At 51.5% G+C, this 21147-nt stretch carries 19 protein-coding genes and 1 pseudogene; 11 read left to right on the plus strand and 9 right to left on the minus strand.

Translation table 11 applies throughout. The annotated features are described in order from the left end of the window. Positions 1–11 precede the first annotated feature (11 nt). Entirely contained in the window at positions 12–1598 is a 1587-nt protein-coding gene (locus D3P07_RS12310) for a histidine kinase N-terminal 7TM domain-containing diguanylate cyclase (protein ID WP_259391466.1), read from the minus strand. 238 nt (positions 1599–1836) lie between these two features. Here D3P07_RS12310 and htpG point away from each other — a divergent pair, with 238 nt between their 5' ends. After that, positions 1837–3717, plus strand: a complete 1881-nt coding sequence (htpG, locus tag D3P07_RS12315; RefSeq protein ID WP_119800512.1) for a molecular chaperone HtpG — start codon at positions 1837–1839, stop codon at positions 3715–3717. Between the two features lie 148 nt (positions 3718–3865). Here htpG and D3P07_RS27020 read toward each other — a convergent pair whose 3' ends face one another. Both D3P07_RS27020 and clpP read right to left on the minus strand, forming a co-directional pair. Further along, positions 3866–4471, minus strand: coding sequence for a hypothetical protein (locus tag D3P07_RS27020; RefSeq protein ID WP_182914287.1), 606 nt, complete (start codon positions 4469–4471; stop codon positions 3866–3868). A 111-nt stretch (positions 4472–4582) separates the two neighbouring features. Continuing rightward, on the minus strand, positions 4583–5167 hold the full coding sequence (gene clpP / locus D3P07_RS12325; RefSeq protein WP_119800513.1) for an ATP-dependent Clp endopeptidase proteolytic subunit ClpP: 585 nt from the start codon (positions 5165–5167) through the stop codon (positions 4583–4585). 178 nt (positions 5168–5345) lie between these two features. Here clpP and D3P07_RS12330 point away from each other — a divergent pair, with 178 nt between their 5' ends. After that, on the plus strand, positions 5346–6068 hold the full coding sequence (locus tag D3P07_RS12330; protein ID WP_119800514.1) for an RNA polymerase sigma factor: 723 nt from the start codon (positions 5346–5348) through the stop codon (positions 6066–6068). A 67-nt stretch (positions 6069–6135) separates the two neighbouring features. On the opposite strand, the gene D3P07_RS12335 is transcribed toward D3P07_RS12330, so the two are convergent. From D3P07_RS12335 to D3P07_RS12345, 3 genes are all read right to left on the minus strand, one after another. After that, a complete protein-coding gene (locus tag D3P07_RS12335) occupies positions 6136–7053 on the minus strand; it encodes a helix-turn-helix transcriptional regulator (RefSeq protein ID WP_119800515.1) in 918 nt (305 codons plus the stop codon). Between the two features lie 54 nt (positions 7054–7107). Next, on the minus strand, positions 7108–8643 hold the full coding sequence (gene gntK / locus D3P07_RS12340) for a gluconokinase (protein ID WP_119800516.1): 1536 nt from the start codon (positions 8641–8643) through the stop codon (positions 7108–7110). A 77-nt stretch (positions 8644–8720) separates the two neighbouring features. Beyond that, complete coding sequence (locus tag D3P07_RS12345; RefSeq protein ID WP_119800517.1) at positions 8721–12083, minus strand: DEAD/DEAH box helicase; 3363 nt, start codon at positions 12081–12083, stop codon at positions 8721–8723. 153 nt (positions 12084–12236) lie between these two features. Between D3P07_RS12345 and D3P07_RS12350 the strand changes: the two genes are divergently transcribed. The 7 genes from D3P07_RS12350 (at position 12237) to D3P07_RS27890 (ending at position 16473) form a co-directional block, all read left to right on the plus strand. Then, complete coding sequence (locus tag D3P07_RS12350; protein WP_182914288.1) at positions 12237–13004, plus strand: RNA polymerase sigma factor; 768 nt, start codon at positions 12237–12239, stop codon at positions 13002–13004. Between the two features lie 23 nt (positions 13005–13027). Further along, positions 13028–13450: a hypothetical protein gene (locus D3P07_RS12355; RefSeq protein ID WP_259391467.1), complete on the plus strand. Its 423-nt coding sequence runs from the start codon at positions 13028–13030 to the stop codon at positions 13448–13450. A gap of 5 nt (positions 13451–13455) precedes the next feature. Next, positions 13456–13620, plus strand: coding sequence for a hypothetical protein (locus D3P07_RS27565; RefSeq protein ID WP_259391468.1), 165 nt, complete (start codon positions 13456–13458; stop codon positions 13618–13620). A 24-nt stretch (positions 13621–13644) separates the two neighbouring features. Beyond that, positions 13645–14397, plus strand: coding sequence for a DUF4184 family protein (locus D3P07_RS12360; RefSeq protein ID WP_119800519.1), 753 nt, complete (start codon positions 13645–13647; stop codon positions 14395–14397). Positions 14398–14542: 145 nt separating this feature from the next. Further along, positions 14543–14998, plus strand: a complete 456-nt coding sequence (locus tag D3P07_RS12365) for an RrF2 family transcriptional regulator (protein WP_119800520.1) — start codon at positions 14543–14545, stop codon at positions 14996–14998. Then, positions 14991–16016 (plus strand): LLM class flavin-dependent oxidoreductase, encoded by a 1026-nt coding sequence (locus D3P07_RS12370; RefSeq protein ID WP_119800811.1) that lies wholly within the window; start codon positions 14991–14993, stop codon positions 16014–16016. Before D3P07_RS12365 ends, D3P07_RS12370 begins: the two co-directional genes overlap by 8 nt. Before the next feature lie 376 nt (positions 16017–16392). Beyond that, a complete protein-coding gene (locus tag D3P07_RS27890) occupies positions 16393–16473 on the plus strand; it encodes a hypothetical protein (RefSeq protein ID WP_397334582.1) in 81 nt (26 codons plus the stop codon). On the opposite strand, the pseudogene D3P07_RS12375 reads toward D3P07_RS27890, so the two are convergent. After that, positions 16467–17024: pseudogene (locus tag D3P07_RS12375) on the minus strand (M15 family metallopeptidase); the annotation flags it as partial. The gene D3P07_RS27890 and the pseudogene D3P07_RS12375 overlap by 7 nt on opposite strands. A gap of 138 nt (positions 17025–17162) precedes the next feature. Between D3P07_RS12375 and D3P07_RS12380 the strand changes: the two are divergent. Both D3P07_RS12380 and D3P07_RS12385 read left to right on the plus strand, forming a co-directional pair. Then, positions 17163–17615 carry a MarR family winged helix-turn-helix transcriptional regulator gene (locus D3P07_RS12380; protein ID WP_119800521.1) on the plus strand — a complete coding sequence of 151 codons (453 nt, stop codon included), beginning with the start codon at positions 17163–17165 and terminating at the stop codon, positions 17613–17615. A gap of 13 nt (positions 17616–17628) precedes the next feature. After that, entirely contained in the window at positions 17629–18618 is a 990-nt protein-coding gene (locus D3P07_RS12385; protein WP_119800522.1) for a ring-cleaving dioxygenase, read from the plus strand. A gap of 295 nt (positions 18619–18913) precedes the next feature. Here D3P07_RS12385 and D3P07_RS12390 read toward each other — a convergent pair whose 3' ends face one another. After that, positions 18914–19531, minus strand: a complete 618-nt coding sequence (locus D3P07_RS12390) for a response regulator transcription factor (protein WP_182914289.1) — start codon at positions 19529–19531, stop codon at positions 18914–18916. Next, positions 19524–20921: a sensor histidine kinase gene (locus D3P07_RS12395; RefSeq protein ID WP_119800524.1), complete on the minus strand. Its 1398-nt coding sequence runs from the start codon at positions 20919–20921 to the stop codon at positions 19524–19526. Before D3P07_RS12395 ends, D3P07_RS12390 begins: the two co-directional genes overlap by 8 nt. Between the last annotated feature and the right edge of the window lie 226 nt (positions 20922–21147).

The following is a 21147-nucleotide window of genomic DNA, read 5'->3' on the forward strand; positions in this document are numbered from 1 at the left end:
CCGCGCTGACCTTATGAAGGGATGGGATGGGATTCCGCGATGAAAGATCGGTTGGCGGCACGAACCGTATTTCTGCCGCTCCGCTTGGCCTCGTACAACGCTTCATCCGCTTCGCGAAGCATCGCTTCCAGGGCGTAAAGTCCGTGTTCTGCCGTCGTCACGCCGAAGCTGGCTGTAACTGTAAGCGGACCATGTGATGAGGCAAGCGGCGCAGCGGGCAATGCATCGCGCAACTGATTCGCCAGCTTCAACGCATCTTCACCTGTGTGATCCGGTAAGGCTAGTACAAATTCCTCCCCGCCGTACCGGCCGAATAATACGCCGCCGGGCAGCAGGCTGCGGCATGCTGTAACGGCATGGATCAGTACGGCATCGCCGGTATCATGTCCGTAGGTATCGTTGAATTGCTTGAAATAGTCGATATCGAACAAAATAAGCGAGGCTGGCTGTCTTTGAGAATGAGCTGCTTCCAGCATAGTTCTCGCTCTCCGAATGAACTGGGCACGATTATAGATGCCTGTCAGACCGTCATAATAAGCCTGTTGCTTGAGCTGCTCCTGCAGCCGGTATCGTTCCGTGGCGTCGATCAGCATCAGCAGGCTGCCGACGCTATCGCCCCGTTTCCCTTTGATCACGGATGAGCGAACCTCGTAATCTGAGCTGGCATGCTGGAGCTGCCATTTCAGATGTCCCTGAATTCCGCCGGCTTCCCGCGCAACCGGGAATTTGCTTCCGCACATTTTCTCCCATAGCTCATCTAGCGTATCCCCGATCATCGAGGCTTTCAATTGAGGCAGCATCCGCTGTGCCGCACTGTTGTAGTCGATTAGCTTTTCTGACAAATCAAGCACAAGGACACCTTCCGCCATGCTTTCGAACAAGCTTTCCTTCGCAATGGGGGAGATACGGAGCATATGGGTGGACATCATCGCCCAGATATACATGGCGGAGGTGATGCAGAGCACGAAAGGCACAGGGTCCATTCCGTCAGGCGTTACGCCCATCAAATACAAGAAAGAAGATACCATCGGCACGAATTGCCCGCTGATCAGCGTGAAGAGCTGCAAGCGGTACGCGCGGTTTGTTTTCCTCCACTGCCGGATCAGGAGAAGTCCGCCTGCAAGCAAGCAGCCGAAGGTGTAGGCGCCTTGAACAATATACCACTCGCCAATTACAACATCGGCCATCGGAGTTGGCGTATTTTCGCGAAGGTAGATGAGCTTGTAGAAGAGATGGTGACGGTCATTGGTTGAAATCATGAATAGCGTGACTGCCGGTATGACGAACAAGGAATAGGTCAGAAGACGGGGCAGCGCCGCGCCGATATAACGGAATACGAGCAGCAGCCCAAGAACGGGGGCGAAGCCGATGCCGATGTATTCGACTACGATCCATCGCTTGATTTCCTCAAGTGTGTCGCTGGCGAGCTCGAAGGCAAAGGCGAAAATATAAACCGCTTGCAAAGCAGTCAGCAGAATCAGATAGCGGGAGCCAGGAATGTCCTTTCTTTTATACACCGAATACAGGCATAGAAAGATGCTGAGCACCCCGGATATGGCGACGAGTGTAATATAAACGGTAATACGAGATTCTATCATAATCAGACTCCATGTCTTTGGTAGGATCGCCGCCTGATGGATTGTCGAACCGAGTTGCAAATTGTCGGCTCCTCTATCGTATCATATGAAACGTACAGGCTGTCAAAGCTTGCGGGAAGTAACAGGAATAACGTATGAGAAGTTGACATCTTTTTTCCGGTTATGGTATATAAAAAGGTAGAATTAGCACTCTGACATCAGGAGTGCTAACATTCAGATTGAAAGGAGCAAGTTATCCATGGCCAAAAAGCAATTCAAAGCGGAATCCAAGCGACTGCTGGAAATGATGATTAATTCAATCTATACGCAGAAGGAGATCTTCTTGCGGGAGCTCATCTCTAATGCCAGCGATGCGATCGACAAAATATACTACAAGGCGTTATCCGATGACAGTCTCGTATTCAACAAGGAAGATTACTACATAAAGGTGGCAGTCGATTCATCGAAGCGTACACTGACGCTAACCGATACGGGAATCGGAATGACACAGGCTGAGCTGGAAAACAATCTTGGCGTCATCGCGAAGAGCGGATCTTTGGCGTTCAAGCAGGAGAACGAAGCGAAGGAAGGCCATAACATTATTGGCCAGTTCGGTGTCGGGTTCTATTCCGCATTCATGGTGGCTGACGAAGTGATCGTGACGTCCAAGGCGCTTGGCAGCGAAGAAGCGTACCGCTGGACGTCGAAGGGAGCAGACGGCTATACGGTCGTGCCTGCGGAGAAGGACAGCGTCGGTACCGAGATCGTGCTGAAAATTAAGGAGAATACGGAAGACGAGCAATACGATGAGTACTTGGAGGCATACCGCCTGCGCGCCATCATCAAGAAATATTCTGACTTCATCCGCTATCCGATCAAGATGGATATGAAGAACCAGCGTCCGAAGGAAGGCAGCGAGGATGAGCTGGAGGAAGTCTTCGAAGAGCAGACGCTGAACAGCATGGTGCCGATCTGGCGCCGCAACAAAAACGAGCTGACAGAGGAAGACTACTCCGCTTTCTACAACGAGAAGCGTTACGGCTTCGACAAGCCGCTAAAGCATATCCATATTAGCGCGGACGGAGCCGTTGTCTACAACGCGATTCTCTACATTCCGGAGAATACGCCTTTTGATTATTACACGAAGGAATATGCGAAGGGTCTGGAGCTGTATTCCAATGGCGTGCTCATCATGGACAAGTGTGCGGATCTGCTGCCGGATTACTTCAGCTTTGTGAAAGGGATGGTCGATTCCGAGGATCTCTCCCTGAATATCTCCAGAGAGCTGCTGCAGCATGACCGCCAGCTCAAGCTGATTGCGAAGAACATCAAAAACAAAATCAAAAGCATGCTTCAATCCATGCTGAAGGACGAGCGCGACAACTATGAGAAGTTCTACCAGGCGTTCGGCCGCCAGTTGAAGTTCGGCGTGTACAATGATTACGGCATGAACAAAGGCGATCTGCAAGACTTGCTGCTCTTCACCTCCTCGAAGGAGAAGAAGCTGGTCAGCCTGGACGAGTACATCTCCCGTATGCCGGAAGATCAGAAGTATATTTATTATGCAGCAGGGGATTCCATCGACCGGATCGAGAAACTGCCGCAAATCGAGCTGGTATTGGACAAAGGGTACGAGATTCTGTACTTCACGGATGATATCGACGAATTTGCAATCAAGATCATTGCGAACTACAAGGAGAAGGAATTCAAGTCGGTCTCCAGCGGCGATCTCGGCATCGAATCCGAATCAGAGGACGACAAATCCGAAGCGGAGCAAAACGATAACAAAGAGCTGTTCGAAGGCATGCTGGCGCAGCTTGGCGGCAAGGTTGTATCCGTCAAGGCGTCGAAGCGTCTGAAGAGCCATCCCGTATGCTTGTCCTCCGAAGGCGAGCTGTCCATCGAGATGGAGAAAATCTTGAAGGCGATGCCGGACAGCGGCAACATGCAGGCCGACAAAGTGCTGGAGATCAACGTAAACCACGAAGTGTTCCAATCTTTGAAGAGAGCCTACGGCAACGATACAGAGAAATTTAATCTCTATACTCAGTTGCTGTACAATCAAGCGCTGCTGATCGAGGGCTTGACCATTCAAGATCCAGTTGAGTTCACGAACGATATTTGCAAGGTAATGGTGTAAGTCCTTGAACCAATAGATTGATTGCGGAAGAGGCATCAGTGATGAGACGGAGTTTCATGGCTGGTGTCTTTTTTGTGCCAACACAATGAGCGGCTACCTCCATGCCGCCGTAACGGCATGGGAGATAGCCACTGCATTCAGCTACAACTTAGCGGTGCCCGAACACGGACACGTCGATAACATCGAAGCCTCTTAGTCTGCGGTTCCGTTTGCAGAGGGCATGCGCTCTAATATGAAGCACTTCGCCAGGCACACGGAAAGTCTCTGAGAACGATTCGCCTGGAGCAAGCTTGATTCTAGCCAGACGGCCTACGGCACGGCCGCGCTCCGAGCTGGAGAAGATCGTAATGATGACGCAGGATACGGACTCAAAGCGGTTGTCTGCATTGACGCGAATTGTCTCGAAATTGCGGACATCGATACCTTCACGGCGACGGCGGCGGTCACGGTCACGATCACGATCACGGTCACGATCACGATCTCTATCACGATCTCTGTCACGATCACGGTCGCGATCTCTGTCACGGTCTCTGTCACGGTCACGGTCACGATCTCTATCACGATCTCTGTCGCGGTCTCTGTCACGATCTCTATCGCGGTCGCGGTCATGATGATGGTGATGATGGTGGTGATCATCATGGTCGTGATGATCATGGTCGTGGCCGCGACGACGGCGAGTCAATAATCTGGATTGGCCAGGACGCAGGAAAACTCCTCTTCGCGGGGTTGTGAACAATAATCTGTTGTTTGACATTTATACACCTTCTTCTTCTAAAGTACTACATGCTATGTGCGCGTTGCAGCACTTGCTTGTACTCTTGACTAAGGGTGAATGTCACAACCTTCGACGAAAAGGGTCGTCCGCTTAGCTTTTTGCGATTACTTTATCGATGATCCCGTAAGCCAGCGCTTCCTCCGCCGTCATGAAATAGTCGCGGTCCATATCTTTCTCCACCCGCTCCAGCGGCTGCCCGGTGCGCTCGGAGGTAATCCGGTTCAGCTTCTCCCGATTAGCCAATATCCGCTTGGCGCTGATTGCAATATCGGCAGCCTGGCCTTGTGCGCCGCCATGCGGCTGATGAATCATAATCTCGCTGTTCGGAAGCGCACACCGCTTGCCCTTCTCTCCGGCTAAGAGCAGTATCGCTCCGAAGGAAGCGGCGAAGCCTGTGCAGATCGTTTGAATTTGTGGCTGAATATACTGCATCGTGTCATAGATGGCGAGACCTGCCGTCACGGAGCCTCCCGGGCTGTTAATGTACATGTGAATGTCCTTCTCGGGATCATCAGCGGTCAGGAACAGGAGCTGGGCAATGATGCTGTTGGCAACGGCATCGTTAATTTCCGAGCCGATGAATACGATCCGGTCCTTGAGCAGGCGGGAATAGATGTCGTAGGAGCGCTCTCCGCGGTTGGTTTGCTCGACGACATATGGAATAGGGATGTTCATGATGGGTTCCTCCGTTCAAATGGTAAATGTGTTAAAGCGATTGGTAAACGATTCAGAGTGCTTGAAAGATACGCTGTACATTAAATAAAATAAAAGAAGAAAACGCGTATCTTTTGGGATGCTCCATTCGTTTATCTAATAAAGGGAGAGGCTTATCTTCGCGCGAGGAGGCTATGCAATGAGGAAGATGATGACGAAGGATAGGACAGAGCGGCAGAAGCCGGATTGGGAGAGCTTGCAGACATCCTTATACCGCTATTGTCTGGTGCTGACCGGCTCGGAGTGGGATGCGGCAGATTTGTCGCAGACGACCTGGAACAAGGCGATTAGGCGCCTGCGGGAGCAAGGACATGACAACCCGGAGGCCTTCCTGCTTCGCACGGCCAAGAACAGCTGGATTGACGATTGCCGCAGGAGAGCGGCGTACAAGGAGCTTTTGGACGGGATGGTTCATACGTACCGGCAGGATCCCCCCATGCCGAAGAAGCATGATTCCGAACAGGCGATGCTGGCTCTCTTCCGGCATCTCTCCCCGATCCAGCGGACGGTCTTCGTATTAAGAGAAGCGCTCGGTTACTCTATTGCAGAAACGGCCGAATGGCTGGAGACAACGGAAGGCGCTGTGAAGGCGGCTCTCTACCGCGCAAGGCAATCGCTAGAAGCCGTCAGAGAAGAGCTTGAAGCGGAGGAAGCAGCTGTGCGGCAGGATTCGGAAGAGAGTGAAGCGGCAAGCCGTTCGGTCGAGGCGCTGGAAGAAGGGCGAGTGGCTGATCTGGTCTACCTGCTTTATGGAGAGCCGTATTGGACGGTACATGCCGTGCAGGGCTACCACACCCCATTCCGTGCGAGCCACATATCCGGCCATTCGCATTCTACAACATCCATGCGGATGTGCGCGTAAGCCGATCGAACAAAAAAGACTAGATGCTTGGGCCAATGTGAATGGCAGCCCTGCATCTAGTCTATTTTTATTGGTATTTGCCCAGCATTTGCTGCAGCCTCTTCGTCATATGCTCCCTTAGCGCTGGAGGCTCCATGACCTCGGCATCTTCGCCAAAGCCGAGAACGAGATGAGTCAGCCATCCCGTCAGCGAGCGCTCATCCGATTGGAAACGAACGGTCAAGGAACCGTCCTCATGATACTCCTTCTCCGCCAGATGCAGACGGTCGAGCGCTCTTGCCAGAGATGTGGCGGAGAAATGGATCACGACCGTTACAACGCTGCTCTCCTGCGAATGGTAGCTATTCCACTCATTCCGATCGGCTTGTGGCTGATGCCGATCTGTGAAGTGCTGGCCGATCGACTTCAGCGCTTCCATGCGGGACAGCTTGAACTCGCGGTAATCCAGCCGGCTTCGGCAATAGCCGTACAGATACCAAGAATCGTTGCGGTAGAGCAGCTGCACCGGCTCGACCGTCCGCTCCAGCCGTTCGTTCTTCAAGCTGATGTATTGAAAGCGAACAACTCTCAGCTCGGCAATGCTGTCGCGAAGCAATTGCAGCGATTTGCGGTAGATGGTCCGTCCGCCGATATCCAGGGACAGAGTGGAGCTTTGCTGCCCGCTCTGGATCGTCTTCAGCCTGCGAATCGTCTCGGCGGCTCGCTCGTCCTGAAAGACGGTCGACATCGACTGCAGCACCGTCACAAGCGAGTCAACGTCATAGCTGCCGAGCAGGCTGCGGTCCATCTTGTATTCCTCCATAATGCCGTAGCCGCCGTTGACGCCTTGGTACGACACGACAGGAATGCCTGCTGCGCAGATCGTCTCGATATCGCGGTAGATCGTCCGCTGCGATACATTGTACTTGTCCGCCAACTCGGACGCGGACAGAATTTCATTATTCAGCAGCATGTAGACCATGGAGATCAGTCTCTCCAGCTTCACGGGAATCGCTCCAATCGTTTAGGGATGCTAGGTGAACCATGCAAACGGATGATATTATTCATGCGCCTTCTGGAAGGAAGCTATCGCGGCATAGGGTTCCTCCAGCAATCGCGGCAGCTGAGCGAATAGGGGAAGCAGCTTGCGGTACGCCTTTGCTGCCTCTGCATCAGGCTTATGCGTATGAATGCCGCCGACCATCCCTTTTACTTCGCTAAGCGATGCGATTTCACCTTGTCCGTACATGCCAAGCACAACAGCGCCAAGGCAGGAGCTTTCGAAGCTTTCCGGAACGGTGACCTCCTGGTCGAACACATCCGCCAGCATCTGCCGCCATAGCTCCGAGCGGGCGAAGCCGCCTGTTGCGAGCACATGAGCGGGCGGACCGATGAGCTCCTGCAGAGCCGATAATACCGTGTATAAATTCATGATGACGCCTTCCATAGCCGCACGAATCATATGCTCCTTCTTATGGTGCATGCCAAGTCCGAAGTAGGAGCCGCGCGCATTCGAATTCCAGATTGGCGCACGCTCACCTGCCAGATAGGGATGGAAGAGCAGCCCGCTCGAACCAGGCGGGACTTTAGCCGCAATGCCAGTCAGCAGCTCATACGCGTCGATGCCTAGCCGCTTCGCTGTCTCCACTTCGGCGCTTGCCAGCTCATCCCGGATCCAACGTAAGATCATGCCTCCATTGTTCACAGGGCCGCCGATAACCCAATGGTTCTCGGTAAGCGCATAACAGAAGACACGTCCCTCCGGATCGGTGACCGGCTTATCTGTGACGGTCCGGACCGCTCCGCTTGTGCCGATGGTAACAGCGACAACACCGGGATCGATAGCGGCTACTCCTAGGTTGGAGAGGACGCCGTCATTGGCGCCTATGATGAATGTCATGTCGGCGGGAAGCCCGGTTGCTTCCGCATATTCAGGCTTTAAGCCAGACAGGGCATGCGTGGTCGCCACTGGAATAGAAAGCTGCTTGCGGGTAACCCCCGCGAGGTGAAGCGCTTCTTCATCCCAGTCCAAAGCCTCCAGATTCAACAAGCCGGTCGCGGAGGCAATCGAATGGTCGATGACATATTGACCGAGGAGGCGATGGAAAACATATTCCTTTATGGAGATAAACTTATGGTTTGGCTTGAATAGCTCCGGCCGCTCGTTCCGCAGCCATACGAGCTTGACGAACGGCGACATGGGATGAATCGGCGTGCCTGTCCGCCTGTAGATCTCAAGTCCGTTATGCTTGGTCTTGATCATGTCGGCATAGGCCGCACTGCGATTATCCGCCCATGTAATGGATGGCGTCAGCGGATGGCCGCTTTCGTCCACGACAATCAAGCTATGCATCGCAGAGCTGAATGCGACGAACCCTACCTTATCGCCGGTTGCTCCTGCTTGCTCCAGGCATTCCCGTATCGAGTGGAGCACAGCTTGGAAGATGAGCTCAGGATCTTGCTCGGCGACTCCCGGAGCAGGAGTCTGAAGCGGGTACTCTGCGCCGTGGCGGCTTAACGCTTTCCCTTTTTTATCGAATAATACCGCTTTGGTGCTTGTTGTGCCTATATCGACGCCCATCCGATAGGGTTTCATCGTGATTATACCTCCTGCATAGTGGAGCAAAGAATGAGTAGCATCATTTTGTTGTCTTGGTGTCCAGTGTATTATTCTTACAGTGACAGAATCTCGCGGAGATCCTGTTCAGTTAAGGAAGAGATAGATTCATTCCCGGCTTCAAGGACATCGTCAATGAGCCCTTTCTTGCGCAACTGCAGCTCAACCATCTTGTCTTCCACTGTACCTTCCGCCACCAGGCGGATAATCTGGACGACGTTCTTCTGCCCGATCCGGTGAGCCCGGTCAGCGGCTTGCTGCTCGACGGCGGGATTCCACCATAGATCATATAGAATGACGGTATCCGCGCCTGTCAGATTGAGTCCGGTTCCGCCTGCTTTAAGCGACAGCAGGAATAGCTCGCGCTCGCCTTCGTTAAATCTGCTGCACAGGTCTACACGCTCCTTGGCAGGCGTGCTTCCGTCCAGATAGAAGAAGCTGACGCCTCGATAACCTAGCTCCCGCTTAATGATATCCAGCATCTCGGTGAATTGGGAGAAGATAAGCGCCCGCTTGCCGGAATTGCGGCATTCCTCTACCAGCTCCATTAACTGCTCGAACTTGGCCGAGCTGCCGTTGTACCCTTCTACGAACAGCGCAGGGTGGCAGCAGAGCTGGCGCAGTCTCGTAATGCCAGCCAATATACGGATGCGATTACGCCCGTAATCTCCACTGTCGAGATGCTTCAGCGAGTCCTGGCGCAGCTTCGCCAGATAAGCGGTGTACAGCTTCTTCTGCTCTGGCAGCAGTTCGGTGGAAATTCGCGTCTCGATCTTCTCCGGCAGCTCCTTCAGCACATCCGCCTTCAGCCTGCGCAGGAGGAAGGGCTTGCTGCGCTTCGCCACAACGTCTCTCGTCAGCTCGCCGAACGCCTTCTTGGAAGGGAACAGCTCCGGGAAGACGACGCGGAAGATGGACCACAGCTCGTCAAGTCTGTTCTCGATCGGCGTCCCTGTCAGTGCGAAGCGGTAGGTTGCCTTAATGGCTCTAACGGCGCTTGCAGTCTGGGTCGTATCGTTCTTGAAGGCCTGAGCTTCATCGAAGATGACCGTATGGAAGGGATGCTTGGCATATTGCTCGACATCCCTGCGCAGCAGCGGATAGGAGGTAATGATGATATCGGGTTTAGCGGCTGATTCATCGGTATGATCACCATGACTGGTCGCGCTCTTGGCCGTATAGATATCATCCAACGCGTCGCTGCGTTCTTCCTTGCTGCCGTCGGCAACAATGACATGAAGCTCCGGTGCGAATCGCTCCAGCTCATTGCGCCAATTATAGATAAGCGATGCTGGCGCGGCGATTAAAGCTGGCTGTCCGGATGCCCGAATGGCTGGCGCAACAGAAAGCAGATAGGCAATGCTCTGAACGGTCTTCCCTAGTCCCATCTCATCGGCTAATATGCCGCCGAACCGGTAATGCGCGAGCGTCTTCATCCATTGATAGCCGTATCGCTGGTAATCGCGCAGAAGCGGCTCCAGCTTCTCGGGGATCGGGAAGTCGAGCTGATCCGGATGGCGCATATCGTCCAGCAGCTCGCGCAGCGACCGTCCCAGCTTGATGGTGGCATGCTCGATCGGCGTATCCAGCAGCGCCATAGCACGGCCTATAGGAATGCCCGTACCTTCGCCGAACAGCGTCGGGTGATGCAAGCCTACTCCGTTCATGACCCGCAAGAGCGCATCGAATTGTCCGGTATTTAAGGGAAGGAGCGCTCCGCGTGCCAGCTTGTAATAGGGCTTCTTCTCTTCAACGGCCCGTACAATCGCCTTAATCTCCTGTTCGCTAATGCCGTCCATCTGGAAGCGGAAGTGGAGCCAGTCGGTGCGCTCCTCCCATGTAATGTGCAGCTTGGGCGGCGGTACATCGGTGGCGAGCCGCAGTCTTACAGCAGATGTGGCGTATACAGCCAGATGCTGCTCCAGCAGCGGCACTACTTCGTGAAGAAAGTGAAACTCCGCATCGTCGCCCTCGATCAAATATCCGCCTTCCGTCTTGCCGAAGCGGTCATCCTCCATGAAGGACAGAATATCCCGTTCCTTTTCTTGCTCCCGCATCAGAATGCGGTCAGCGCCTCTTGGCTTGTCGGGCTCCAGCGGATTCAGCACGATATCGCCGTATTGAAACTCCAATCCCGCCAGAAGCTTGCCGCGTAGCCGGTCCAGATACATGCGGGCCTGCAGAGGCTGATATAGAATCAGATTGGCAATCGAATCGGATACTTGGACGTAGCCCAGCTTTCTTAGACCGGGCAATACTCGCTGCATGAAAGGCTCGATTTGTCCATGTTCGATCGTAATTCGGTTCATCTTCTCCGATTCACGTGTATCGGAGTATATAATCGCGTTCAGCTTTGCGAGCTGAACCAACTGCTGATGGCGGACGCGATAGAAGATTCCTTCCGCGAACAGCATGCCGTAAGCGTCCAGCACAACCAGCTCGCCTAAGCCCTCAGCGGATAGCTCATAGCCTTCGGCTTCGGATGCAAGGTCGAGATGAAAGCGAAGCGGAGCTTTCTCCTGCTCTGGGGCTAGCGTTAAGCCCGGATAATCTTGATACCCGCCGCTGCGATCGGACGGCATGCTGATTCGGACATGAGCAGCCCGCATAAGCGCGGACAATAGCTCATTCCAGGCAAAAGGCGGGATATATAGCAGCCGCTCGCTATCAGTCGTTCGCCGCAGGGCTGTCCCTGCATGAGCTAGCGCGTTCTCATCTTGCTTCTCCTGCTCGATCATTCGGATCAGCTTATCCAGCACGGCATGGTCTTCGGACGAGAAGCGGTGGACCTGTGGATTATACGCGAACAGCTTGGTGAACGGGTAGGATTGACCGTCGCGGATCCGCTCGAGCAGCTCCTGAATGCGCTGGACGACATAGAGGCGTCCGGCGCCAATCTTCAGTTCGATGCCGATCCGGTGCTTTCCATTCCCGATGGGCATAAGGCGGCAGCCGAATTCGACCGTCAATTGATCACGGTCATCGCGAAGCTTGCCCGCCGCGACTGTCCGCGAGATGCGCTCCTCCTGGAATAGTCCCAGCAAATGCTCCACGACGTCATGGTCGGAATCGCTGCTCAGATACACTTTGCCTCTAGGTTCATTCAAGCGTCTTGCAGGCTGTCGGGACGCTGTCATTGATTCCGAGAGATGGATCAATGCTGCAGCCGTATGCTTGCAGTAGTAGTCATCGGTATAGAAGGCGAGGCATGAGCACTCCGCTTGAATGGAAGAATCGACATCCTGCCATATGCTTACTTCATAGTTTCGTTTGCTGCTGGTAACTACAGCAAGGAAACGTTCGTCGCTCTCCTGGCGCCTTAACGCTACTTGGCCGTCCCGTTCGATAACGGCACCGTCCGCATAATAATCGGGACCGCATAGCTGCAGGATAAGGGCTTGATTTATATGAAAACCCATTGTAATCTCCTTTATGGAAAATGTTTGAAAATGTAGCTTGGTCGGGATACAATACAATCAATCTTCATTATAAATCATTTTTGAAAAAAATTTCGAATGTGACGTGATAGATTTCGGCAACTCATGGCATCTATGTCGTATGGGGGGATGGAAGTGGATGTTCTGGCGCCTGTGAAGGCTTCATGGATGGAAGGGAAGGAGGAGCGGGCGGAGCTTGAGCGGGAATGGGTTACCCGCGCTCGGGAAGGGGATCAGGAAGCGTTCGGCGAGCTGGTTCGCATGCATCGGGCCAAGGCGCTCGGCATTGCCGGCGCAATGACGAAGGATGCCCATCTGGCGGAAGATATTGTACAGGAAGCGCTGATGAGGGCATTCATGCATCTGAGCTCGTTGTCGGACAATAACCGCTTTGCGGCTTGGTTGCAGCGCATTGTCCGCAATCAGGTTTATATGAAGCTGAGAAGAGGCGGTCCTTACGGCAATGAACGGCCTTTCGAGAGCCTCCTGGGACATGCGGAAGGACAGCGCAGTAGCGCAGCAGACGCTGCGGCCCATGTAGATTGGGGAGATATGGATAGCATTCTCTTCCATCTGGCGGGGCAGGCGCATGAGGCAGCGATGAACAGCGCCAATCCCGATGTCAGTCTCATGCGCAAGGAGACGCTGCAAGGCATTCATATGCTGATCCGCTGCCTGAGCAAGCGCGAAAGGGAAATATTCGAAGCCCGGTTCTTCAGTGAGCTGCCGCCTTCGGAGATTGCGGCCATGTTCGGCACGACAACGGCTGGCGTCTATAACTCTTTATCCCGCTCCCGCACGAAGCTGCAAAGGGAGCGCATTCGGATATCGATCGGGCTTTATGTGGAAAGAAGAGCCGCGCTTGGCTTGCCGCGCAAGAAGATCCTGGCTTCACCCCCATAATCGATATGACGGAGGAATGCGGTGTGGCACTTATTGTTGAGAGAGATTGGAACAAGACGATGACTTCGGCGGCCTGGGCGATCCACGGCGCTGTATCCTACACGGACAAGAAGCATTTGACCCTGACTGATGTGATGGGATTTACCGGACATGCCTTCCGCATGAACATCGATCCCGAAATAATTAACATTGCCGGACCAACCTCGTTTCCTGGAGGCTATATTTTAAGAAGAAATCTATGTAATTTGGGATATATCAGCAATCTGGCCGACCCTCTCATGCCTGTTCCACCGGAAAAGCTGGAGCGGGTGATGGCGCTCGTACAGGATTCCATTGACCGAGGCTACCCCGCAATCACGTTCGATTTATTTATTCCCGAATTTGGGCTTCTGTGGGCGAGGCAGCCAAGCATTATGAGACAGCGGCGGTCGCCCTTGGCCAATTAAGAGAGATGTTTCCCTTCCCGCATGGCGGAACGCCGAAAGAGCCGGAAGTCGCCGATCGTGCCATTAAACTGCTGCAGGAAGCGAAAGAGGCGGAGACGAAGGGCGTGGAACAGCTCGAAGCCCTGTTCCATTTTATGAAAGAATATTATTCTGAGATTTGGATTAATTAAGTAAGCATAAAGGGAGGCGTTGCTATGCCTTTTACATTCGCACATCCGCTCTATGCTGCGCCTCTTAAGCTGGCGAAGCCGGGATGGTTTAGCCTGACTGGGTTAATCCTCGGCAGCATGTCGCCTGACTTTGAATATTTTATCGCGCTGGAGCCTTATCAGACATTCGGACATAGCGGGCTTGGCCTGCTCATGCAAGGCATTCCGTTAAGCTTGTTATTTGCATTTTTGTTTCATTCTTTTATCAAGTTCCCGCTGGTTGATCATCTCCCTTGCTTCTTTGGGCTTTCAGGAAAGGCAAGAGAGCTGATTGAACGTTATCCGTGGCGAATGATGAGATGGAGCGACTGGCTTGTTTTCCTTGTATCGGTTGTTGTCGGCTTTGGGACTCATGTGTTTTTGGATGCTTTTACCCACTTGCATGGGTACTTCGTTGTGCGGTGGCCGTTTTTAAATGAGACGCTGTTCGGTTACCCCGTCTACAAGCTGCTGCAGCATGGCTTGTCATTAACAGGATTGACCGTGGTTGGCATCATGGCACTGATATGGCTGAGACGCCCGGCGCCCGAAGCTAAGGAGACCAGGCCCGGTGTATCTGCGCAGGCCAAATGGCTGTATTGGGCAATTGTTGTATTCATTATCGCGGCAACTACTGTGTGCAAGCTATTCTTCTCTACCTCTGGCAATTATATCGGGATGCTTGTGGTGTCGCCGGTCAGCGGTTTCTGGCTGGGACTTACCGTTGCTTCAATCGGAGTTCGCGTAGGGAGAAGATAGAAAGTGATGGATCAGATGAGATGATGAACCCGCGCCGTTCCATCGGCAAGATTGCCTCATAGGCAAGGTGGAGCTGGAGCGGGTTTGACTTTGCTAACTGTATGAAATAAAATCACAGTATAGCTTAAAAGGAGGCCGCGGTGCGATGCGAAGCGAATTTACGGTGGCGGTTCATTGTTTGGCGCTGCTTGCGTATTTGCCGGATCATCGGGCCAGCAGCGAGCTTCTTGCCCATAATGTATCCACAAATCCGACGCGTATTCGGAAAATTATGAGTACGCTCAAAAAGTCCGGCTTTGTGAAAACAAAGGAAGGGATCGGCGGGGGTTACGAGCTGGATTGTAATCCGGCCGAGGTCACGCTTGCAGAAGTATATCGGGCGATCTGCGGGGGCACCTTGAAACCGCATTGGTCGTCGGGCAACCCGGAGGAGAAGTGTCTGGTATCCGCCAATATGTCGCTTGTTATGGATGGTTTTTTCCGGGAAGCAGAGCTTCATTATGAGGCTTATCTAGAGTGCAATACGCTCCAGACCGTATTGGAACGATTAAGACAATGCCAACAGAAAACAGCAAGGGGTGAGTCCCATGACCATGAATAATGTTAACAAGGATGACGCAAAAGCAGGTCCATCCTTCGGTATACCACTGTCCGTTCTTGATGTATCGCCCATCGTCCAAGGAGGCACGGTCGCGGAATCGCTGCGCAATACACTGGATTTGGCGCAACATGCGGAGCGCTGGAGCTATAACCGCTATTGGCTTGCCGAGCATCATAATTCACCAAGCATTGCAAGCTCTGCGACATCAGTCGTGATTGGCCATGTTGCTGCAGGCACATCAACCATTCGGGTAGGTTCAGGGGGCATTATGCTGCCGAATCACGCACCGCTAGTTATCGCCGAGCAGTTCGGCACACTGGAAGCGTTGTTCCCGGGCCGGATTGATCTGGGGCTGGGCCGCGCGCCGGGTACGGATCAATTGACGGCAACGGCGCTGCGCGGCGTAAGAGGCAGCAACGGCGGCAATTTCCCCGAGCAGCTGGAGCAGCTACGGGCTTATCTTGATCCGAGCGGAGCGGAAGTGGCGATGCCGGTCAGAGCGATTCCAGGCGAAGGAGCAAACTTGCCAATCTGGCTGCTCGGCTCCAGTGACTTCAGCGCCATGCTGGCGGCGCAGCTTGGTCTGCCATTCGCCTTCGCGGGTCACTTCTCGCCAACGTATACCGTTCCTGCGATGAATTTGTACCGGAACAACTTCCAACCGGGCGTATTGGACAAGCCGTACGGCATGGTCGCGGTTAATGTGGTAGCTGCGGATACCGACGAAGAAGCAACGTATCTGGCAACTTCCATGCAGCAGTTGTTCCTTGGATTCATCCGCAATCGTCCGGGTCCGCTGCCGCCTCCAGTCCGGGATATCGAACAGCTATGGACAGCGCAAGAGAAGTACATGCTGCAGCAGCAGCTCGGCTCCTCCATTGCCGGCGGTCCGGAGACAGTGAAGGCGAAGCTCGAGCAATTCATCGAGGCGACTGGCGCTGATGAAATTATGATTGCCGCTCATATCTATGATCACGCAGCACGTCTGCGCTCGTATGAGATCATTGCGGGACTGTAATAAATAAATTAGAGGCTGTCTCATAGGTCAATCGCATTGACCTTCTGTGACAGCCTCTTTAGCATTGCTACACACTGCTATTTCGCTTCACTCGTCGATTTCACACAATTAGCGTTGCCATACGCCACTACTTCGCTCCATTCGCCGATTTCGCACAATTAGCGTTGCCACACGCCGCTAACTCGCTCCATTCGGCGATTTCACACAATTAGCGTTGCCGCTCACCGCTATTTCGTTACATCCGACCAAATTAGCCTTTTTGAGTAGCTACATACCACTAGCTTACGAATCACTTATCTCTCTTTGAAACACTGCGACAATCGTATTTGATCGTATTTGATCCCGGCAGGGTTCATCTTCACGTTATTCCGCTTCGATGGCAGGGTTATCCGGCGGGCGGAAGCCTCTTCTTAATTCCGATATCGTGAAACCAAAATCCATCTGCAGATGTGGATAGTCCTTGAAGCCTTCCCAGTCGCCTCCCCAGCTGAACCCGAGTCCTTTGGCAATGTCCACTACCTCCATCCAATCGGATTTTTCGTTGCGGTTCCCGTCATACTCCAGGTCCCATATCGCTTTTCCTTTTGGCGTTAGCAGTGCGAAGTCGATAGCTAGCCCGTAATTATGGTAAGAGCCGCCGCCCTTCACATGGGTAACAATCGGGCCTTTGGTTGTCCGGCCTTGCTCGTAGAGGGCGTCTTGCTCTTCATGACTGCGATGGTCGTCCGTAATGAGTATGTGAATGCCAAGCTTGGCCGCTTCAGCGATGAGCTCGTCTTTTTTCAGTGAGACATAAGGGTGAAGCGCTGTAATGGGCGGCGCTTCTTTGGTGATGAACGGGATAGAGCGCTCGACACGGTCATTCCAACTCTTGAATATGGAGGCGACAAGCATCAGAAGAAATAATAAAAGAATCCAGTTTCGAAGCCGCTTCCGGCGCGAAGGGATGCGCTGCTGCGGCCAATGGGGCGGCAGCGGCGGAGGCGGGCCTTGTTGCATATGAGCCATTCACGGTCTCCTTTTACAAGTATAGTTAGTTCTATCGTAATGGACGCCGGGCATGAACGCAACGTACGGAGGTCGGGGATTGACGATTTATCAGTTTAGATCTAAACTGATAATATAAAACACAATCGAGGTGAACCTATGGAGCATGAGCTTGAAGCCAAATCGGACAAACGGGATGAGCGGCTGGCACTCCTCATATGGTACCGCTTCTCGCGCATTTATAGTCAAAGCGTTCGCGATTCGGAGCTTCATTTGAAAGCATGGGATTTGACGGTGGCGCAATTCGATGTGATCGCACAAATCGGATTGAATAAGCGGTTGACGCAAGGACAGCTGGCCGAGAAGCTGCTCGTCACGAAAGGGAATATTACACAGCTGCTATCCAGACTTGAGCAAGCGGGATTCATCCAGCGGGAGCAGGAATGGAAGGTTAAGCATGTGTCGCTAACGGATAAAGGCAAGGCCTTATATGAACAAGTGGTTCCGGTGCAGGAGAGGTTTCAGGCTTCGCATTTTGAGGCGCTTGATCGGGAAGAAAAGGAACAGCTCCTACATTTGCTCAAAAAGCTAAGTGCTAGAACAACAGAATAAGGGAGGAATTAAGATGCAACAGCAAGGAAATGTGTTGAGAGGTATTCACCATGTGTCGGCGATTACGGCAAGCGGACCGGATAACTATAAATTTTACACCGAGGTGCTGGGACTTCGCTTGGTGAAAAAAACGGTGAACCAGGACGATACGTCGATGTATCACCTGTTCTATGGCGATGAGACGGGAAGCCCTGGAACGGAGTTGACCTTCTTCGAAATTCCAATGGCGGCGCCGAACCGCGAAGGCGTAAGCAGTATTTCGGCCACTTCGCTTCGCGTATCTTCGGATCATTCGCTCCAATACTGGAAGGAGAGACTGGCCTCCTTTGGCGTAGAGCACGACGATATTATGGTGAGAGCCGGACGCCATACGCTAGCTTTTCGAGATAAAGAAGGACAGCGGTTCATTCTCGTCTCGGATGAGCGGAATAGCGGGGTAGCAGGAGGAACGCCATGGGCGAAGAGCCCTGTGCCTGCGGAGCATGCGATTATCGGCCTTGGTCCCGTTCATCTAACGGTAGCGAATCCGGAACCGACCGATCTAATCCTGACGAGCGTACTGGGGTTCCGCAGAAGAGGCCGCTATCCGGCGCTTGTCGAAGGCCAGCCAGATATTCTCGTATACGAGACAGGAGAAGGAGGTACTGGCGCGGAGATTCATCTGGAGACGCGGACGGACCTGCCTCGCGAGCGTCAGGGCAGAGGCGGTGTCCATCATGTCGCATTCCGGGTTGCGGACGAGAAGGAGCTTCGCGAGTGGACGGAGCATCTAAACAAGGCTCGCATCGGCAATTCCGGCTTTGTGGAACGCTACTACTTCCAGTCGCTCTACTTCCGCGAGCCGAACGGCATCCTGTTCGAGCTTGCCACAGACGGTCCGGGCTTCGCCACCGATGAGGAACTGGAGCATCTGGGCGAATCGTTGTCGCTCCCGCCATTCCTGGAGCCCCATCGCGTGCGGATTGAGGCAGGATTGAAGCCGATTGATACTTCAAAAGAGTAATCAGAAAATAGATTAATCTCAAAAGGCGCTTTCATCTGCTCTCAAATGGAGTAGAAGAAAGCGCCTTTCAATATATTGGCAGCTCTTTAAGCAACGTAACAGGAAATTATCTATTTTTAAGCTTTTTAGAAATAAATAATGTGGCCGCAGTAATCGTAATTGAGAGATATAAGACCATCTCTATAGAATTAAAAAGTGCTTCAATTGAATAATAAATATCGAGCATTTCTAACCTTGTTATAGAATTTGCTTAAGGCTAATGGACGGGAACGAGACTCGCGAATGGAAAGAGCATTTATTGTCGAATCTTTAATCGCTCAAATTTTTTCAAAGCTTGCTTTGTTGAGCGGACGTTTAGCTTTTTTAGAATTTGGCTGATTTGATTTTTAACCGTGCTTTCTGCTTTGAATAGCATCTGTCCAATTGTTTTTTGCGAGTATCCTTGTTGCAGAAGTTCGAATATTTCTCTTTCGGCTGGAGTTAAATCCTTAAGTAAATCGTTTGCCATGAGACGTGCATAATCTTGGAGCAATACTTTAATCGGCATATGGTCATGCATGATGCTTCGAATGATGGCGGGCAATTGTTTATAGTTTGTTTTGGACATATAGTGAATGGCGCCTGCGCTGAATGCTTCCAATATAATTTCTTTCTCGGTAAGCACCGTCAACATGATGATTTTTACGGGTTTTATACGAATCATTTCTGCAGCAATTTGAATGCCATCCAGATTGTTTCCAGTTAAATTGATATCCATAAGTACGACATCCGCATGTTGAAATTGTAATAGGGCTTCATTTGCTGTATCAACAACACCAATTATTTTCATATCTGACTCTTTCGATATATAGTGACTGATGCCGCTCTGCCAAATAGGGTCGTCTTCAACGAGCAAAACATTAATCTCAGGCATATATATCCCTCGTCTCATGATGAATATGTATAATCGATTTGAATTTCGGCCAATTAATACGAACAGAGGTCCCATTTCCTTTTTCACTTGTAATCTGCAGTACCCCTCCATGAGCTTCAATTACTTTATAGCAGTACGTTAGACCCAATCCATAATTTGATTTCAATCCTTTGGTTGTAAAGAAGGGATCATAGACATACAGCATGTTTTCTTTGGTTATGCCAGTTCCATTGTCTTTGAACTCCATGCAGATCTCCTCGCCAATCATTTTAGCTTTTATATGGATACTAGTATTGGCATGCGAGGCTTCAATGGAATTCGATATGATATTTTGAAAAGTTTCTTGCATAAGTACTGGATCGCATATGATGATAAGGTCATCGGGAACGGATACATGTATTTGTATGGATTTGTTTTTGAGGTTTGACTGCATCGAAACAACACTGTTGGTAATAAGCTCTATTAAGGGGGTTTCCTTCTCGAATAGAACGATTCCTTGAGCATGATGGTGCAAGCGATCCATCATATGTAATACATGCTTTGAGGTAGATTGAATGTATTTAATATTTTGTTCAATCTCATGCAGATTTTGCTTGCTGCTGACTTGAGCGATTTGATCGGAAAGAATGTTAATTTTGCCGAGTTCATTTTTTAAGGTGTGCTGCAAGAGCACAATACCGGACGTTAAGGTGCGCAAATTGCTGTTCATTCGAACTTTCTCGATGTGGACCTTGAATCCAAACAGCCCCCACTTATAAATAAAAATTGAGAAAATCAGAAACAAAACGGAGATGGAGATGATATTAAATCTCCAGGCATCTTCATAATGAAACAGTCGAAGGATATAGTTCGATATTAATTGGAAAATGACAGGAGGCAAAGCCAATAACATGATTGCCAACTTGTTTCTTTTCAGAATGGGACTGCTCTCTTTTGAGTAAGCATGGATTAAAAGAACGGAACCGAGTATAACATAAGGCCCAACCCAGACAAGCAGCAAATGATAGTTATGATCAACAATGGGTTGAAATGGAGTAATCCAAAACATAATGATCATCGGCAGCGCTGCTGCTATAGACAATCGTCGCAAAGCTTTCTTTGAAGCATAGTTGGAGTAGTATAGGGCGAACATAAGAAAAGCGTATGGCAAACCATTCGTGTTGGTGAATGAGCCTATATTGTACAGAGGAATGGTCATACTCTCCAAAAAATCAGCACTCATCTGGTATTTGCGAAGAGAAGGCATGAATGTCTCGGTCCAGGCTCTCCCGAACCCTCCAAAGCCCCCGCAAAAGGTAATAAGCGCCGCCCATCTGGTAGAAACCGTCTTCCAATCAAAAACAATCATTAAAATGGTTAAGATCCATAAAATCATAAACGTTATGACCATCAAGCCACCTCGGCTTCTAAGTTTTAGGCTTTGATAATAATGCAATGCTTTTACCACTCAATGTAAAGCCAAGAAGAAGACTAGTACTATTTTCATAAATAATAGTATACAACTTTGGAATAATTTTCAATGGAAGTGGTCTAATTTTCTTAGTGAGGGGGTTGTTATTACATCATTTCTGATTCACGTGCTCGATATGGGAAAACGGGCTAACCTGTAGGTCTGA

Source organism: Paenibacillus sp. 1011MAR3C5, assembly GCF_003591485.1.
In the GTDB taxonomy this organism is placed as follows: Bacteria; Bacillota; Bacilli; order Paenibacillales; family Paenibacillaceae; genus Pristimantibacillus.

Coding starts and splice junctions, on each gene's coding strand:
- D3P07_RS12365 (WP_119800520.1), top strand. CDS start 14,543: ATGCGAAGCGAATTTACGGTGGCGGTTCATTGTTTGGCGCTGCTTGCG.
- D3P07_RS12380 (WP_119800521.1), top strand. CDS start 17,163: ATGGAGCATGAGCTTGAAGCCAAATCGGACAAACGGGATGAGCGGCTG.
- D3P07_RS27020 (WP_182914287.1), bottom strand. CDS start 4,471: ATGTCAAACAACAGATTATTGTTCACAACCCCGCGAAGAGGAGTTTTC.
- htpG (WP_119800512.1), top strand. CDS start 1,837: ATGGCCAAAAAGCAATTCAAAGCGGAATCCAAGCGACTGCTGGAAATG.
- D3P07_RS12330 (WP_119800514.1), top strand. CDS start 5,346: ATGAGGAAGATGATGACGAAGGATAGGACAGAGCGGCAGAAGCCGGAT.
- D3P07_RS27890 (WP_397334582.1), top strand. CDS start 16,393: ATGGCAGGGTTATCCGGCGGGCGGAAGCCTCTTCTTAATTCCGATATC.
- D3P07_RS27565 (WP_259391468.1), top strand. CDS start 13,456: ATGTTTCCCTTCCCGCATGGCGGAACGCCGAAAGAGCCGGAAGTCGCC.
- D3P07_RS12385 (WP_119800522.1), top strand. CDS start 17,629: ATGCAACAGCAAGGAAATGTGTTGAGAGGTATTCACCATGTGTCGGCG.
- D3P07_RS12370 (WP_119800811.1), top strand. CDS start 14,991: ATGAATAATGTTAACAAGGATGACGCAAAAGCAGGTCCATCCTTCGGT.
- D3P07_RS12395 (WP_119800524.1), bottom strand. CDS start 20,921: ATGGTCATAACGTTTATGATTTTATGGATCTTAACCATTTTAATGATT.
- D3P07_RS12345 (WP_119800517.1), bottom strand. CDS start 12,083: ATGGGTTTTCATATAAATCAAGCCCTTATCCTGCAGCTATGCGGTCCC.
- D3P07_RS12390 (WP_182914289.1), bottom strand. CDS start 19,531: ATGCCTGAGATTAATGTTTTGCTCGTTGAAGACGACCCTATTTGGCAG.
- clpP (WP_119800513.1), bottom strand. CDS start 5,167: ATGAACATCCCTATTCCATATGTCGTCGAGCAAACCAACCGCGGAGAG.
- D3P07_RS12310 (WP_259391466.1), bottom strand. CDS start 1,598: ATGATAGAATCTCGTATTACCGTTTATATTACACTCGTCGCCATATCC.
- gntK (WP_119800516.1), bottom strand. CDS start 8,643: ATGAAACCCTATCGGATGGGCGTCGATATAGGCACAACAAGCACCAAA.
- D3P07_RS12360 (WP_119800519.1), top strand. CDS start 13,645: ATGCCTTTTACATTCGCACATCCGCTCTATGCTGCGCCTCTTAAGCTG.